14 protein-coding genes are annotated in these 15360 nt (G+C 71.9%); 8 read left to right on the forward strand and 6 right to left on the reverse strand.

From position 1 onward, the window contains the following. Positions 1–109: 109 nt before the first annotated feature. Both ACGFZA_RS02355 and ACGFZA_RS02360 read left to right on the forward strand, forming a co-directional pair. Positions 110–1549: an NAD(P)H-quinone dehydrogenase gene (locus ACGFZA_RS02355; RefSeq protein WP_385288261.1), complete on the forward strand. Its 1440-nt coding sequence runs from the start codon at positions 110–112 to the stop codon at positions 1547–1549. A gap of 234 nt (positions 1550–1783) precedes the next feature. Beyond that, on the forward strand, positions 1784–2695 hold the full coding sequence (locus tag ACGFZA_RS02360; protein ID WP_385288272.1) for a DeoR/GlpR family DNA-binding transcription regulator: 912 nt from the start codon (positions 1784–1786) through the stop codon (positions 2693–2695). Positions 2696–2777: 82 nt separating this feature from the next. Here ACGFZA_RS02360 and ACGFZA_RS02365 read toward each other — a convergent pair whose 3' ends face one another. Then, entirely contained in the window at positions 2778–3452 is a 675-nt protein-coding gene (locus ACGFZA_RS02365; protein WP_393676598.1) for a TetR/AcrR family transcriptional regulator, read from the reverse strand. 161 nt (positions 3453–3613) lie between these two features. Then, a complete protein-coding gene (locus tag ACGFZA_RS02370) occupies positions 3614–5368 on the reverse strand; it encodes an acetyl/propionyl/methylcrotonyl-CoA carboxylase subunit alpha (RefSeq protein ID WP_385288257.1) in 1755 nt (584 codons plus the stop codon). A 393-nt stretch (positions 5369–5761) separates the two neighbouring features. Between ACGFZA_RS02370 and ACGFZA_RS02375 the strand changes: the two genes are divergently transcribed. Beyond that, positions 5762–6220 (forward strand): hypothetical protein, encoded by a 459-nt coding sequence (locus tag ACGFZA_RS02375; protein ID WP_393676600.1) that lies wholly within the window; start codon positions 5762–5764, stop codon positions 6218–6220. A gap of 15 nt (positions 6221–6235) precedes the next feature. Here the strand turns inward: ACGFZA_RS02375 and ACGFZA_RS02380 are convergent, their stop codons facing one another. The 4 genes from ACGFZA_RS02380 to ACGFZA_RS02395 all read right to left on the reverse strand — a co-directional run bounded on the left by ACGFZA_RS02380 (position 6236) and on the right by ACGFZA_RS02395 (position 8949). Next, a complete protein-coding gene (locus ACGFZA_RS02380) occupies positions 6236–6853 on the reverse strand; it encodes a Maf family protein (protein WP_385288252.1) in 618 nt (205 codons plus the stop codon). Between the two features lie 23 nt (positions 6854–6876). Next, positions 6877–7005 carry a morphogenic membrane protein MmpB gene (mmpB, locus tag ACGFZA_RS02385; protein WP_385288251.1) on the reverse strand — a complete coding sequence of 43 codons (129 nt, stop codon included), beginning with the start codon at positions 7003–7005 and terminating at the stop codon, positions 6877–6879. Between the two features lie 139 nt (positions 7006–7144). After that, positions 7145–7351 carry an acyl-CoA carboxylase epsilon subunit gene (locus ACGFZA_RS02390; RefSeq protein ID WP_219570237.1) on the reverse strand — a complete coding sequence of 69 codons (207 nt, stop codon included), beginning with the start codon at positions 7349–7351 and terminating at the stop codon, positions 7145–7147. A gap of 14 nt (positions 7352–7365) precedes the next feature. Then, positions 7366–8949, reverse strand: a complete 1584-nt coding sequence (locus tag ACGFZA_RS02395; protein WP_385288247.1) for an acyl-CoA carboxylase subunit beta — start codon at positions 8947–8949, stop codon at positions 7366–7368. 157 nt (positions 8950–9106) lie between these two features. Here ACGFZA_RS02395 and ACGFZA_RS02400 point away from each other — a divergent pair, with 157 nt between their 5' ends. The 5 genes from ACGFZA_RS02400 (at position 9107) to hutH (ending at position 15324) form a co-directional block, all read left to right on the forward strand. After that, positions 9107–10009 carry a biotin--[acetyl-CoA-carboxylase] ligase gene (locus tag ACGFZA_RS02400; RefSeq protein WP_393676604.1) on the forward strand — a complete coding sequence of 301 codons (903 nt, stop codon included), beginning with the start codon at positions 9107–9109 and terminating at the stop codon, positions 10007–10009. 188 nt (positions 10010–10197) lie between these two features. Continuing rightward, on the forward strand, positions 10198–11367 hold the full coding sequence (locus ACGFZA_RS02405) for an adenylate/guanylate cyclase domain-containing protein (RefSeq protein ID WP_385288242.1): 1170 nt from the start codon (positions 10198–10200) through the stop codon (positions 11365–11367). Between the two features lie 233 nt (positions 11368–11600). Next, positions 11601–12413 carry an enoyl-CoA hydratase/isomerase family protein gene (locus tag ACGFZA_RS02410; RefSeq protein WP_385288239.1) on the forward strand — a complete coding sequence of 271 codons (813 nt, stop codon included), beginning with the start codon at positions 11601–11603 and terminating at the stop codon, positions 12411–12413. Positions 12414–12508: 95 nt separating this feature from the next. After that, on the forward strand, positions 12509–13738 hold the full coding sequence (locus ACGFZA_RS02415) for a diguanylate cyclase domain-containing protein (RefSeq protein WP_393676607.1): 1230 nt from the start codon (positions 12509–12511) through the stop codon (positions 13736–13738). Positions 13739–13773: 35 nt separating this feature from the next. Then, positions 13774–15324 (forward strand): histidine ammonia-lyase, encoded by a 1551-nt coding sequence (gene hutH, locus ACGFZA_RS02420; RefSeq protein WP_393676609.1) that lies wholly within the window; start codon positions 13774–13776, stop codon positions 15322–15324. Positions 15325–15360 lie beyond the last annotated feature (36 nt).

The following is a 15360-nucleotide window of genomic DNA, read 5'->3' on the forward strand; positions in this document are numbered from 1 at the left end:
GGCGCGTGCGGGACAATGAAGTACGTACTGCATTCCCCCGGGGCGGCCCCCCGGACCCCGGCCGGGACAGCAGACGGCCGTGGGACGAGAAACGCGAGGCGGACTTTTCGTGACCCGGATCGTGATCATCGGCGGCGGACCCGGCGGGTACGAGGCGGCATTGGTGGGCGCCCAGCTCGGCGCGGAGGTGACCGTCGTCGACTGTGACGGCCTCGGCGGCGCGTCCGTGCTCACCGACTGCGTGCCCTCGAAGACCCTGATCGCGACGGCAGAGGTGATGACCACCTTCGACTCCTCGTACGAGGAGCTCGGCATCATCGTCGCGGACGACACGCCGCACATAGAGCAGGCGGCGCGTGTGGTCGGCGTCGACCTGGGCAAGGTCAACCGACGGGTGAAGCGCCTGGCGCTCGCCCAGTCCCACGACATCACCGCGTCCGTCACCCGTGCGGGCGCACGGGTGATGCGCGGGCGCGGCCGTCTGGAGGGCCTCCAGGCCGCCGACGGCTCGCGCCAGGTCGTCGTCACCGCGGCCGACGGCACGGAGGAGACCCTCACCGCGGACGCCGTGCTGATCGCCACCGGCGGTCACCCCCGGGAGATCCCGGACGCGCTCCCCGACGGTGAGCGGATCCTGAACTGGACCCAGGTCTACGACCTCGACGAGCTCCCCGAGGAGCTCATCGTCGTCGGCTCCGGTGTCACCGGCGCCGAGTTCGCCGGCGCCTACCAGGCCCTCGGCTCCCGCGTCACCCTCGTCTCGTCCCGCGACCGGGTGCTGCCCGGCGAGGACCCGGACGCCGCGGCCGTCCTGGAGGACGTCTTCCGTCGCCGCGGCATGAACGTGATGGCCCGCTCCCGCGCCCAGTCCGCCAAGCGCGTCGGCGACCGGGTCGAGGTGACCCTCGCCGACGGCCGGGTCATCTCCGGCTCGCACTGCCTGATGGCGGTCGGCGCGATCCCGAACAGCGCCGGCATGGGCCTGGAGGAGGCCGGGGTCCGGCTCAAGGACTCGGGCCACATCTGGACCGACAAGGTCTCCCGCACCAGCGCGCCCGGCGTCTACGCGGCCGGTGACGTCACCGGGATCTTCGCCCTCGCCTCGGTCGCCGCCATGCAGGGCCGGATCGCGATGTACCACTTCCTCGGTGACGCGGTGGCCCCGCTGAACCTGAAGACGGTCTCCTCGAACGTCTTCACCGACCCCGAGATCGCCACGGTCGGCTACACCCAGGCCGACGTCGACGCCGGCAAGATCGACGCCCGGGTCGTCAAGCTCCCGCTGCTGCGCAACCCGCGCGCCAAGATGCAGGGCATCCGGGACGGCTTCGTCAAGATCTTCTGCCGGCCCGGCACCGGCATCGTGGTCGGCGGCTGCGTCGTCGCACCGAAGGCGAGCGAGCTGATCCACCCCATCTCGATCGCGGTCGACAACAATCTGACCGTGGAACAGATCGCAAACGCCTTCACTGTGTATCCGTCCCTGTCGGGATCGATCGCGGAAGTGGCCCGTCAGTTGCACACCCGGAAGCAGGCGGGCGAGGCCTAGCCGCTCCCGGGGGAGCGCCCGCAACCCGGCATTCCCCGGCAACTCCCGGCAACTCAGGCGGTCCGGTGACCGCCGCTCGATCAGTACGGAACAACAACGGGGCCGCCTATACCACTTGGCGGCCCCTTGTATGTACAACTTCTGTTATTCGGCGCAAACAGCTGAAAACGCTCGGGCGGTCACGTTACTGTCAGTTTTGTGTTCGCTGCAGAACGTCGTCAGTTGATCCTCGAAATGGTGCGTGCCAACGGGGCGGTATCGCTCCGTGAGCTCGCCCGCGTCGTCCAGACCTCCGAAGTGACCGTACGGCGGGACGTGCGGGCACTGGAGGCAGAAGGACTCCTCGACCGCCGGCACGGCGGTGCGGTCTTGCCGGGCGGTTTTACGCGGGAGTCCGGCTTTCCGCAGAAATCCCATCTCGCCACCGCGGAGAAAACGGCCATCGCCGACCTGGCCGCCGGTCTCGTCGAAGAAGGCGAGGCCATCGTGGTCGGCGCCGGTACGACCACGCAGGAGCTGGCCCGCCGGCTCGCGCGGGTCCCCGGTCTGACCGTGGTCACCAACTCGCTGCTGGTCGCCCAGGCGTTGGCGCATGCCAACCGGGTGGAAGTGGTGATGACCGGGGGCACCCTGCGCGGTTCCAACTACGCCCTGGTGGGCAGTGGGGCCGAGCAGTCGCTCCAGGGGCTGCGGGTCTCGCGCGCCTTCCTGTCCGGGAGCGGCCTCACCGCCGAACGCGGACTCTCCACGTCCAACATGCTCTCCGCGAGCGTGGACCGGGCGCTGGTGCAGGCCGCGGGGGAGGTGGTGGTCCTCGCCGACCACACCAAGCTCGGCTCCGACACCATGTTCCAGACCGTGCCGACGGATCTCATCACCCGGCTGGTGACGGACGAACCGGCCGCGCACGACGACCGGGCGGCCGCGGAGCTGCAGGCCCTGGCGGACCAGGGGGTGCAGATCGCGGTGGCGGGCGCCGGAGGTGCGCCGGCCTCGGCCGACGTCGCGCCGCCTGGCCGGGGCTCCCGTCGCGACATGCCCCTGCCGGGACAGCGCCGCACGCATGCGCAGCAGGTCCGGGGCGCGGTGCTGGCGGAGCCGGGGCAAGGGGACCGGGCCAGGGTGGCGGACCTGCGCCGCCGGTAGCGGGGCGGCCGCGGGCCGCCCCGGGGCACCGTCTCCGGGCTCCCCGCCCCTCAAGCCCGCCCGGACTCCCTCCGAGGGGCCCTCAGGGGCTGGGAGGGACCGAGGGAGTGGGCAGGGCGGAGCGACCGGTCGAGCCGGATGGGCCGGATGAGCCGGATGAGCCGGATGAGCTCAGCCCCCGCAGCGTCAGCGTCAGCAAGCGCTCCGCCAGTTCCGGATCGTCCGGTGACTGCTCGGCGGCCAGCGCGATCGCGTTCGTCAGCTGCATCAGGTCGTCGATGGACACGCCGGCCCGCACGGTCCCGCTCGCCTGCGCCCGGCCCAGCAGCACCGAACCCGCCTCTCGCAACGGCACATTGCACGGCGACAGGGCCGAGGTCTCGTCCCGGCACGTCGACATGAGCGCCTGGGCCAGCCCCCGGTACTCACCCGCATGAGTGATGAGCGCACCCAGCCACTCCACCAGTCCGGCGCACGGCTGCTCCGCCTCGGTCAGCTCGCGGGAGCGGGCGATCAGTGAGGCCACGGCCTCCTGGAACACCGCGCTCATCAGCGCGTGGCGGGTCGGGAAGTGCCGGTACAGCGTGCCGATGCCCACGCCCGCACGCCGTGCGACGTCCTCCAGGGACGCGTCGGTGCCGTGCTCGGCGAAGGAGTGCCGGGCCTCGGCCAGCAGCCGGTCGTAATTGCGGCGCGCGTCGGCGCGCATGGGCCGGTCCGGCGTGCGGACCGGTGTCCGTGCCGTACTGATCGCCATTGCGCAGTCCTCCCTGTGTCCGCCCTCGGGTCCAGGATGCCATCGTGCAACCGGAGGTGTCCTCCGTAACCCGCTTCGGCCGGACCGTGCCCGCAATGACCGGCGCCCCGGTCACGTCCTGTGACGTGAGCGGGGCGCCGGTGGAACAGGTGTCGCGCGGATCAGTCCTTGATCTCGCAGATGACGGCGCCGGAGGAGACCGAACTGCCGACCTCGGTGGCCAGGCCCTTGATGGTGCCGGACCGGTGGGCGTTGAGGGGCTGTTCCATCTTCATGGCTTCCAGGACGACGATCAGGTCGCCCTCCTTGACCTCCTGGCCCTCTTCCACCGCGATCTTCACGATGGTGCCCTGCATGGGGGAGGCGAGGGTGTCGCCGGAGGCAGCGGAGCCGGACTTCTTGGCCGCGCGGCGCTTGGGCTTGGCGCCCGCCGCGAGTCCGGTGCGGGCCAGGCTCATGCCGAGCGAGGAGGGCAGGGAGACTTCCAGGCGCTTGCCGCCGACCTCGACGACGACCGTCTCGCGGCCGGCGTCCTCGTCCGCGTCCGTGTCGGCGGGTGCGGCGAACGGCTTGATCTCGTTGACGAATTCCGTCTCGATCCAGCGGGTGTGGATGCGGAACGGGTCGCTGGTGAACGCGGGGTCGGTGACGACCGCGCGGTGGAAGGGGATCGCGGTGGCCATGCCCTCGACGTTGAACTCGGCCAGGGCGCGGGCCGCACGCTGGAGCGCCTGCTCACGGGTGGCACCCGTCACGATGAGCTTGGCGAGCAGGGAGTCCCACGCCGGGCCGATCACGCTGCCGGACTCGACGCCCGCGTCCAGGCGGACGCCGGGGCCGGTGGGCGGGGCGAAGAGGGTGACGGTGCCGGGGGCGGGCAGGAAGCCGCGGCCCGGGTCCTCGCCGTTGATCCGGAACTCGAAGGAGTGACCCCGCATGACCGGGTCGTCGTAGCCGAGCTCCTCGCCGTCCGCGATGCGGAACATCTCGCGTACGAGGTCGAGGCCGGTGACCTCCTCGGTGACCGGGTGCTCGACCTGGAGGCGGGTGTTGACCTCCAGGAAGGAGATCGTGCCGTCCATGCCGACCAGGAACTCGACCGTGCCGGCGCCGACGTAGCCGGCCTCCTTCAGGATCGCCTTGGACGCGGCGTACAGCTCCGCGTTCTGCGCCTCGGACAGGAAGGGGGCCGGGGCCTCCTCGACCAGCTTCTGGTGGCGGCGCTGGAGCGAGCAGTCACGGGTGGAGACGACGACCACGTTGCCGTGGGAGTCGGCCAGGCACTGGGTCTCCACGTGCCGCGGCTTGTCCAGGTAGCGCTCCACGAAGCACTCCCCGCGGCCGAACGCGGCGACGGCCTCGCGGACCGCGGAGTCGTACAGCTCCGGGATCTCCTCCAGCGTGCGCGCGACCTTCAGCCCGCGTCCGCCACCGCCGAACGCGGCCTTGATCGCGATCGGGAGCCCGTGCTCCTGCGCGAAGGCGACGACCTCGGCGGAACCCTCGACCGGGTCCGGGGTGCCCGCGACGAGCGGGGCGCCGGCGCGCTGGGCGATGTGACGGGCGGCGACCTTGTCACCGAGGTCCCGGATCGCCTGCGGCGGCGGGCCGATCCACGTGAGACCGGCGTCGAGCACGGCCTGGGCGAACTCGGCGTTCTCCGACAGGAAGCCGTAACCCGGGTGGATCGCGTCCGCCCCGGAGTCCTTGGCCGCCTGGAGCACCTTGGCCATGTCCAGATAACTGGCGGCCGGGGTGTCACCGCCCAGAGCGAATGCCTCGTCGGCCGCACGCACATGCAGAGCGTCGCGGTCCGGGTCTGCGTAGACGGCCACGCTCCCGATTCCCGCGTCCCGGCAGGCCCGAGCAACACGGACAGCAATTTCGCCACGGTTGGCGATGAGCACCTTGCGCACGATGGCTCCCTCCTTGAAACAAGCTGAGTTTAGGGACAACCGACACGGTCCTACGACCCGTCCCCAATGGTGAGCTTGCCCACACGGAGTGTGATTCGAGGCTTGCTCGAGTCGCGAAATCCCTTGTGGCACCACGGTACGCCGGGATCCATAACCGCACAGTAGCCACGAGGTGTGGTCCAGGTCTCTGTTGGCACGGGCAGCGACTCCCTGTGTTTCTTTGTGGAATTCCTACTAAGCGGCGCGCGATTCTTTGCCCGACGCACGAGGGCGCGCACAAGGGGGGCGCGCAGCCGGCGCGCGTGGGTGTGCGACGGGGTTGCCGAACCTCTTGTCCGGAGCGTTACCCGTTAGTAGGGTCCGCGCTATCGCACGTACTGCAGGTAACAGGGGGTGAGCGCCGTGGTGCGCAGGCCGGTGGCTTTCATAGCCGCGCTCGTGCTGTTCGCGGAAGCCGTGGGCATCGTGATCATCAACGTGGTCCTGGGAACGGTCGTGAAGAACCAGGACATGTCCCTCGCGGGCACGGACCCCGGCGTCATGTCCAAGGGGACCTGGGTACTGGGCGGCGTGTCGGGGCTGTTCCTGGTGCTGTGCGGCGTCCTGCTCCTGCTGGCCGGCATCCGCGACCGGGCCCCCGGCCGGGCCGCCCGGATCGTGCTCATCTGCTGCGCCGTCATCCACGGGGTGCTGGGCGCGCTGACGGTCGGCCTGGTGGGCTGGACCGCGTTCGCGTTCATGATGGTGGTGCTCGGCCTCATCGTGCTGACGCTGGTGGCGTACGGCTCCGCCGGCCGGGAACCGGCCACCGCCGCCGAGCCCGAGCAGCCGGCGGCCCCGGCCCCCGCCTGACGCGGCGGGCCCGGCTCAGACCCAGAGATCGGTGACCTGGATCCCCAGCTCGCCCAGCAGCCGCCGCAGCAGCGGCAGCGAGAGCCCGATGACATTGCCCGGGTCGCCGTCGATGGAGTCCACGAACGGCGCCGAGCGCCCGTCGAGGGTGAAGGCGCCCGCCACGTGGAGCGGTTCGCCGGAGGCCACGTAGGCGGCGACCTCGGCGTCCGACGGCTCGCCGAAGCGCACCGTCGTCGACGCGGTCGCGGAGGCGGTGCGCCCGCTCGCCGTGTCGGTCAGGCAGTGACCCGTCCGCAGGACCCCGGAACGCCCGCGCATGGACTTCCAGCGGGCCGTGGCCTCCTCGGCGTCGGCCGGCTTGCCGAGCGCCTCGCCGTCCAGTTCCAGCACCGAGTCGCAGCCGATGACCAGGGCCCCCGCCGCCTGCGGCAGTGCGGCCACGACCCCCGCCTTCGCCTCGGCGAGCACGAGCGCGAGCTCGGCCGGAGTCGGGGCGCTCAGCGCGTCCTCGTCGACCCCGCTGACGATCACCTCGGGCGCGAACCCGGCCTGCCGCAGCAGACCGAGGCGGGCGGGTGACTGCGAGGCGAGCACGAGACGGCGGGGTGCGGGATGAGTCATGGGCGCCATCGTACAAAGGCCCTACGGCCCGCTCATCGCGTCCCGAGCGCGATCATCGCGATCACCATGGCCAGCGCGAGCACCAGCCCCGCGCGACGCATCATGTCCTGGGCGTCGCGCAGTTCCTTCGGCGGCTTGTTCTCCGGGTCGGACCACAACATGATCCGATCCTGCTGCCGATGCCGCCCCCGCGCCTGAGTACCCGTACTCAGCAACCGTGGTGCGTACGGACCAGATCCTTCCGGTACGCGGGAGGGCCCGTACCCGGCCGGGTACGGGCCCTCCCGCGACAGACTCTGACTAACCGGGCCAGTACGTGCGCGCCCAGGCGCGCGGCCCCGGCAGATGGCGGCCGCGCCGGGCCAGCCGGCCCGGGTCGGACCACTGCGCGGGCAGCTCCGGCGCGCCGGACGACACGGCGGACGCCGCCGCGGCGCGGGCCCGGACGACCGCCAGTGCGGCGGCCAGCTCCTCCGGGGTCGGGTTGCCCCGTACGACCTTGATCATGGCCAGGACCCTTTCTAGAGGGGGATGTTGCCGTGCTTCTTGGGGGGCAGCGACTCCCGCTTCGTGCGCAGCTGACGCAGTCCCTTGACCACCTGGGCCCGGGTCTCGTGCGGCATGATCACCGCGTCGACGTAGCCGCGTTCGGCCGCCACATAGGGATTGAGGAGCGCGTCCTCGTAGTCCGCCATGAGGGCGGCGCGTTCCGCCTCCTGGTCGGCGGCGGCGGCGATGGTGCGGCGGTGCAGGATGTTGACAGCGCCCTGCGCGCCCATGACGGCGATCTGCGCGGTCGGCCAGGCGACGTTGATGTCGGCGCCCAGGTGCTTGGAGCCCATGACGTCGTACGCGCCGCCGAACGCCTTGCGGGTGATCACCGTGATCAGCGGGACGGTCGCCTCCGCGTAGGCGTAGATCAGCTTGGCGCCGCGGCGGATGATGCCGCCGTACTCCTGGTCGACGCCGGGCAGGAAGCCGGGGACGTCGACGAAGGTCAGCACGGGCACGTTGAACGCGTCGCACGTGCGGACGAACCGGGCCGCCTTCTCACTCGCGTTGATGTCCAGACAGCCGGCGAACTGCATCGGCTGGTTGGCGACGATGCCGACCGGATAGCCCTCGACCCGGCCGAAACCGGTCAGGATGTTCGGCGCGAACAGGGCCTGGGTCTCCAGGAATTCCCCGTCGTCGAGCACGTGCTCGATCGCGGTGTGCATGTCGTAGGGCTGGTTCGCCGAGTCCGGGATCAGCGTGTCGAGTTCGCGGTCCTCGTCGCTGACCTCCAGGTCCGCCTCCTCTGGGAAGGCGGGGGCCTCGGACAGGTTGTTCGAGGGCAGGTACGACAGCAGCGACTTGACGTACTCGATGGCGTCCTTCTCGTCGCCCGCCATGTGGTGCGCCACACCGGAGGTGGTGTTGTGGGTGCGGGCGCCGCCGAGTTCCTCGAAGCCGACGTCCTCACCGGTGACCGTCTTGATGACGTCGGGACCGGTGATGAACATGTGCGAGGTCTTGTCGACCATGACCGTGAAGTCGGTGATCGCGGGGGAGTAGACCGCGCCGCCCGCGCACGGTCCGACGATCAGCGAGATCTGCGGGACCACTCCCGAGGCGTGCACGTTGCGGCGGAAGATCTCCGCGAAGAGGCCCAGTGCCGCGACACCTTCCTGGATGCGCGCACCGCCGCCGTCGTTGATGCCGATGACCGGGCAGCCGGTCTTCAGCGCGAAGTCCATCACCTTGACGATTTTCTCACCGTAGACCTCGCCGAGCGAGCCGCCGAAGATGGTGAAGTCCTGGGAGTACACGCAGACGGGGCGGCCGTCGACCGTGCCGTACCCGGTGACGACACCGTCTCCGTACGGCCGGTTCTTCTCGATGCCGAAGTTCGTCGAGCGGTGCCGGGCGAACTCGTCCAGCTCCACGAAGGAACCCTCGTCGAGCAGGAGACCGACGCGCTCGCGCGCGGTCAGCTTGCCCTTCGCGTGCTGCTTTTCCACCGCGCGCGCGGAGCCCGCGTGGGTCGCCTCTTCGATACGGCGCTGCAGGTCCGCGAGCTTGCCCGCGGTGGTGTGGATGTCGGTCTCTTCCGGCTCGGACATCGGGTGGCGGCTCCCTGCCTGGTCACGGGGACGACTGCGCTGCTGATCAGCGGATGAACGGCTGACGGCCCGCAGCGCTGAACGGCTACTGATCCGTAGCGTATCGGCGCGGATACGGTTCGGCAGTGCGTCCTTTGACACACCTAGGGTGGCTTGCATGACACCTTCGGATGCGCCACAGAACCGTTGGTCGGACCTGGACCGGCCGCCCCTGAACGTTCCCGCACTGCGCCGCGGGCTGCTGCGGCCGGGCGGGCTGTGGACCGCCCTCGACGTCGTCGCCGCCACCGGCTCCACCAACTCCGATCTCGCGGGGCGGGCCGCCTCCCTCGCCGAGGGCACCGTCCTGGTCGCCGAGGAGCAGACCGCCGGCCGGGGCCGGCTGGACCGGACCTGGACGGCGCCGGCCCGCTCCGGCCTGTTCTTCTCCGTCTACCTGAAGCCGGGGACCGTGCCGGTGCGGCGGTGGGGCTGGCTGCCGCTCCTCGCCGGGGTCGCCGCGGCGACCGGCCTGGCACGCGCGGCAGGCGTCGACATGGCACTGAAGTGGCCCAACGACCTGCTGGTCACCGTCCCCGAGGACTCCGACAAGGTCCGTCCAGGGGAGACCCCGTCCGGCCAGGAGCGCAAGACCGGCGGCATCCTCGCCGAGCGGGCCGGCGACGGCGTCGTCATCGGCATCGGCCTCAACGTCTCCCTGCGGGCCGACGAGCTGCCCGCCCCCACCGCGGCCTCGCTCGCCCTTGCCGGAGCGGTCTCCACCGACCGCGAGACGCTGCTGCGGGGCGTACTGCGTTCGCTGGAGCACTGGTACGGGCAGTGGCGCGCGGCCGACGGCGACGCGGCAGCCTGCGGGCTCCAGGAGGCGTACGCGGCGGGCTGCGCGACGCTCGGCCGGACGGTGCGGGCCCAGCTGCCGGGCGGGCGCACGCTCACCGGTGAGGCGGTGGCGATCGACGGGGACGGGCGGCTGGTCCTGTCGTCGGACGACGGCCTGCGGGAGCCGGTCTCCGCGGGTGACATCGTGCACCTGCGCGGAGCGGCGGGAGGGCTGACCTGAGAGGTTGTCGTGCGCACCTGCGAGCGGGCGGCCGTGCGACGGCCTCCGAGGGGCGTGCCCGCGTGGCACGCCCCGACCCGTCCGGTAACGCCTCGACGACGTGAGGTAGGGCACACCTGCCGTATCGTTGAGGCGATCCACCGACAGATCGGCAGGGCAGTGCGCAGGGAACGGGCAGGAGGCGGCTGGTGACCGTCGACGACACGACCTCCGACGCGGGCGCGGAGCCCCCGTCGGACTCCTCGGTCCACGCGACACCGCATCACGAAGTCGACCACACGGCGGAACCGACCGACGATCCTCTGGCGATCCGGCTGGAACAGCTGATCCTGGGGGCCGACCGGCGCTACACCCCGTTCCAGGCGGCCCGGACCGCGGGCGTCTCGATGGACCTGGCGTCCCGGTTCTGGCGGGCCATGGGTTTCGCCGACATCGGCCAGGCCAAGGCGCTGACCGAGGCCGACGTCCTGGCGCTGCGGCGGCTGTCGGGTCTGGTCGAGGCCGGGCTGCTCAGCGAGCCGATGGCGATCCAGGTGGCGCGCTCGACCGGGCAGACCACCGCCCGGCTGGCGGAATGGCAGATCGATTCCTTCCTGGAGGGCCTCACCGAGCCGCCCGAGCCGGGCATGACCCGTACCGAGGTCACGTACCCGCTGATCGAACTGCTCCTGCCGGAGCTGGAGGAGTTCCTGGTGTACGTGTGGCGGCGCCAGCTCGCCGCCGCCACCGGCCGGGTCGTGCAGGCCGCGGACGACGACGAGATGGTCGACCGGCGCCTGGCCGTCGGTTTCGCCGACCTCGTCGGATTCACCCGGCTGACCCGACGGCTGGAGGAGGAGGAGCTGGGCGAGCTCGTCGAGTCCTTCGAGACCACCTGCGCCGACCTCGTCGCGGCCCACGGCGGCCGGCTGATCAAGACCCTCGGCGACGAGGTCCTCTTCGCCGCCGACGACGCGGGCACCGCGTCCGAGATCGCGTTGCGCCTCGTGGAGGCGATGACGCTGGACGAGACGATGCCCGCGCTGCGCGTCGGCATCGCGTTCGGCACCGTCACCACCCGGATGGGCGACGTCTTCGGCACCACGGTGAACCTCGCCAGCCGGCTGACCTCGATAGCGCCGAAGGACGCCGTCCTCGTGGACGGGGCGTTCGCCGAGGAGCTGACCCGTACCGGCGACGCCCCCGTCTCCGAGGCCCAGGCCGCGGAGGAGGCTGCGGCGGCGAAGGAGAACGCGGACGGCGAGGAGCCGGCCCCCGTACCCAAGTACCGCTACGGGCTGCAGCCGATGTGGCAGCGCCCGGTGCGCGGTCTCGGCATCGTCGAGCCGTGGCTGCTGGCCCGTCGCGGTACGTCCTGACCGACCGCTCCCCGACTGCCGGGCCGGCCCGTTCCCGCCGCCCCGGGACCGCCCGTCGCGACCGCCGGGCCGGCCTGACCCCTCCCAGCGCCGCCCGTCCGGGCCGCCCTGGCCGCTCCCTGACCTCACTCCCCGGGAGCCCTCCAGGCCCTCTCCGTCCGGATCATGTCCGGGCCGGACGAAAGACCCTAGGATCCCTCCGGTAACGCTCGTTAACCGACAGGGGTGCAGTCATGACCGTCACGTCCGAGCAGCGGTTCGGGGAGTTCGTCGTCGTCCGGGGCCACGAGGGCCTGGAGCATGTCGCCGAGCTGGTGCTCGACCGGCCCAAGGCCATGAACGCCGTGTCCACGGACATGGCCCGTTCGATCGGCGCCGCCTGTGCCGCGCTCGCCGCCGACCCGGACGTCCGGGTCACCGTGCTCACCTCCAGCCATGAGCGGGCCTTCTGTGTGGGCGCGGACCTGAAGGAGCGCAACTCGTTCACCGACGCGGATCTGGTACGCCAGCGGCCCACCGCGCGCGCCGCCTACACCGGAGTGCTCGAACTGCCGATGCCGACGATCGCCGCGGTGCACGGCTTCGCCCTCGGCGGCGGGTTCGAGCTGGCGCTGTCCTGCGATCTGATCGTCGCCGACGCGACCGCGCTGGTGGGCCTGCCCGAGGTGTCCGTCGGGGTGATCCCGGGCGGCGGCGGCACCCAGCTGCTGCCGCGCCGGGTCGGGGCGGCGCGCGCCGCCGAGCTGATCTTCACCGCCCGCCGGGTGGCGGCGCCCGAGGCACGGGAGCTGGGGCTGGTCGACGAGCTGGTCGCGGAGGGCGAGGACCGGGCCGAGGCGCTCGCGCTGGCCGGCCGGATCGCGGCGAACTCCCCGGTGGGGCTGAGGGCGGCCAAGCGGGCGCTGCGGCTCGGGCACGGGCTCGATCTGCGCGCCGGTCTGGAGGTCGAGGACTCCGCGTGGCGCTCGGTGGCCTTCTCCGGCGACCGGGCGGAGGGCGTGGCGGCGTTCAACGAGAAGCGGAAGGCGAACTGGCCCGGAGAGTGACCGGTTGTGACGTTGGATGCCCGAACCGCGACGCACCGTGTGTGAAGAGGCTCGCCAACTGATCAAATCGTCACAAATCTACATAAGCTGGTGCGATGGGTGGTGACGATGCACGGCTGCGGGCCGTGGTTTCGCTTGCGCAGGCGATGGCGGCGGCGCACACCCCGCGGGGGTGCTGGCGAGCGGCCGCGCTGGGGGCGTGCGAGGCGTTGGGCGGCAGTTTCGCCGCGTTGTCGGTCTGGGAGCGCGGACGCGGGCGGTTGCGGGTCCTGGTCAACGCGGGCGAGCGGGCCGAGGGGGAGGAGGAGTTCCCCGACGCGGAGACGTACCCGGTGCATCAGTTCCCGGAGATCACCGAGTTCCTCCACGAGCGGTGGGCCGGGGGCGGTGAGCCGGACGCCTGGGTGGAGACCGCCGACGGGCCGGTGGAGCCGGAGTCCGGGGGTGCCGGAGCGGGGGGTGCGGACGTGTCGGGTGCGCACGGCTACCGGCGTGGCTACTGCCATCAGCGGGTCGCGGCGCTGCGCCGGCGTGGGCGCGGCTGCTGCGTGGTCGCGCCGATCGTGCTGCACGGGCGGGCCTGGGGGGAGCTCTATGTGGCCCGGCGGGTGGGGGAGCCGGTGTTCGGCCGCCCGGACGCGGACTTCGCCACCGTGCTGGCCGCCGTCGTGGCCGCCGGGATCTCCCAGACCGAGCGCCTGGAGGAGGTGCGCAAGCTCGCCTTCACCGATCCGCTGACCGGCCTCGCCAACCGGCGGGCCGTCGACATGCGGCTGGACGAGGCGGTGGAGCGGCACCGGGAGGACGGGTCGGTGGTGAGTCTGGTCGTCTGTGATCTCAACGGCCTCAAACGGGTCAACGACACACAGGGGCATGCCGTCGGTGACCGCCTGCTGGAACGTTTCGGCTCCGTGCTGTCCCGGTGCGGGGCCATGCTGCCCGGGGCGCTGGCCGCCCGGCTCGGCGGTGACGAGTTCTGCCTGCTGGCCCTGGGCCCCGAGGCGGACGAGGTGATCGCGGTGGCCACGGAACTCTGCGAGCGGGCCGCCGAGCTGGAGTTCGGCAACGGGGTCGCCTGCGGGCTCGCCTCCACCGGCGATCCGATCGGCCCGGTCGTCTCGGCGCGGCGGCTCTTCCGGCTCGCGGACGCGGCCCAGTACCGGGCGAAGGCGGCACGCTCCAGGAAGCCCGTGGTGGCGGGGCGGGACGGTGAGGTCATCCGGCTGGCCGACTCCCCGCCGAAATCCGCCCACGACCGCCGCCGGCTGCGCGGATCCGCCCCCGAGGTGACGGATCCGGTAAGGGGTCAACCCGATGACCACTAGTGACATGAAGGGTTTCAATCCGTACGCTTCTGAATATGGATATGCATACAGTCGTGGTGGGGACGTCCGGTACCACCGCTGAGGACGTCATCGCCGTGGCCCGCGGCAACGCCCGTGTCGAGCTCTCCGCGGCCGCGGTGAGCGCCCTGGCCGCCGCCCGCGAGATCGTGGACGCGCTCGCCGCCAAGCCCGAGCCGGTCTACGGCGTCTCCACCGGATTCGGTGCCCTGGCCAGCCGCCACATCAGCCCGGAGCTCCGCGCGCAGCTCCAGCGCAACATCGTCCGCTCGCACGCCGCCGGCATGGGCCCGCGGGTCGAGCGCGAGGTCGTCAGGGCGCTGATGTTCCTCCGGCTGAAGACGGTCGCCTCCGGACACACGGGCGTGCGGCCCGAGGTCGCGCAGACCATGGCGGACGTACTCAACGCCGGGATCACACCCGTCGTTCACGAGTACGGTTCCCTCGGCTGCTCCGGCGATCTGGCACCGCTTTCGCACTGCGCCCTGACCCTGATGGGGGAGGGCGACGCGGAGGGCCCCGACGGGACGGTGCGCCCGGCCGGTGAGCTCCTCGCCGCCCACGGCATCGCCCCGGTCGAGCTGCGCGAGAAGGAGGGCCTCGCCCTCCTCAACGGCACCGACGGCATGCTCGGCATGCTCGTGATGGCCCTCGCCGACCTCCGCAGCCTCTACACCTCGGCCGACATCACCGCCGCCCTCTCGCTGGAGGCCCTGCTCGGCACGGACAAGGTCCTCGCCCCCGAGCTGCACGCCATCCGCCCGCACCCCGGCCAGGGCGCCAGCGCCGACAACATGCTGCGGGTGCTGGCCGGTTCGGGTCTGACCGGTCACCACCAGGACGACGCGCCGCGCGTTCAGGACGCCTACTCCGTGCGCTGCGCGCCCCAGGTCAACGGCGCGGGCCGCGACACCCTCGCGTACGCCGCGACCGTCGCCGACCGCGAACTGGCCTCCTCCGTCGACAACCCGGTGGTGCTTCCCGACGGGCGGGTCGAGTCCAACGGCAACTTCCACGGGGCGCCGGTCGCGTACGTCCTGGACTTCCTCGCGATCGTCGCCGCCGACCTCGGTTCGATCGCCGAGCGCCGTACCGACCGGCTGCTGGACAAGAACCGTTCGCACGGGCTGCCGCCGTTCCTCGCCGACGACGCCGGTGTCGACTCGGGCCTGATGATCGCCCAGTACACGCAGGCCGCCCTGGTCAGCGAGATGAAGCGGCTCGCCGTCCCGGCCTCCGCGGACTCGATCCCGTCCTCCGCGATGCAGGAGGACCACGTCTCGATGGGCTGGTCGGCCGCGCGCAAGCTCCGTACCGCCGTCGACAACCTCGCCCGGATCGTCGCCGTCGAGCTGTACGCGGCCACCCGCGCCGTCGAACTGCGCGCCGCACAGGGCCTGACCCCGGCCCCCGCCTCGCTCGCCGCCATCGAGGCGCTGCGGGCGGCGGGCGTGGAGGGCCCGGGACCGGACCGCTTCCTGTCGCCGGACCTGGCCGCGGCGGACGCCTTCGTCAGGGCGGGCGGGCTCGTCGCGGCGGTCGAGCCCGTCACGGGGCCGCTGGCCTGATCGGGGCCGTACACACGCGTGAGCGGCCACCGGGCG

It is taken from the genome of Streptomyces sp. NPDC048211 (assembly GCF_043202315.1).
Classification (GTDB): domain Bacteria; phylum Actinomycetota; class Actinomycetes; order Streptomycetales; family Streptomycetaceae; genus Streptomyces.

Excerpts from the sequence above, each read along its gene's own strand:
- ACGFZA_RS02360 (WP_385288272.1), top strand. The coding sequence starts at position 1,784 with ATGGTGCGTGCCAACGGGGCGGTATCGCTCCGTGAGCTCGCCCGCGTC.
- ACGFZA_RS02365 (WP_393676598.1), bottom strand. The coding sequence starts at position 3,452 with ATGGCGATCAGTACGGCACGGACACCGGTCCGCACGCCGGACCGGCCC.
- ACGFZA_RS02380 (WP_385288252.1), bottom strand. The coding sequence starts at position 6,853 with ATGGCGCCCATGACTCATCCCGCACCCCGCCGTCTCGTGCTCGCCTCG.
- mmpB (WP_385288251.1), bottom strand. The coding sequence starts at position 7,005 with ATGTTGTGGTCCGACCCGGAGAACAAGCCGCCGAAGGAACTGCGCGAC.
- ACGFZA_RS02390 (WP_219570237.1), bottom strand. The coding sequence starts at position 7,351 with ATGATCAAGGTCGTACGGGGCAACCCGACCCCGGAGGAGCTGGCCGCC.
- ACGFZA_RS02395 (WP_385288247.1), bottom strand. The coding sequence starts at position 8,949 with ATGTCCGAGCCGGAAGAGACCGACATCCACACCACCGCGGGCAAGCTC.
- ACGFZA_RS02400 (WP_393676604.1), top strand. The coding sequence starts at position 9,107 with ATGACACCTTCGGATGCGCCACAGAACCGTTGGTCGGACCTGGACCGG.
- ACGFZA_RS02410 (WP_385288239.1), top strand. The coding sequence starts at position 11,601 with ATGACCGTCACGTCCGAGCAGCGGTTCGGGGAGTTCGTCGTCGTCCGG.
- ACGFZA_RS02415 (WP_393676607.1), top strand. The coding sequence starts at position 12,509 with ATGGGTGGTGACGATGCACGGCTGCGGGCCGTGGTTTCGCTTGCGCAG.
- hutH (WP_393676609.1), top strand. The coding sequence starts at position 13,774 with ATGGATATGCATACAGTCGTGGTGGGGACGTCCGGTACCACCGCTGAG.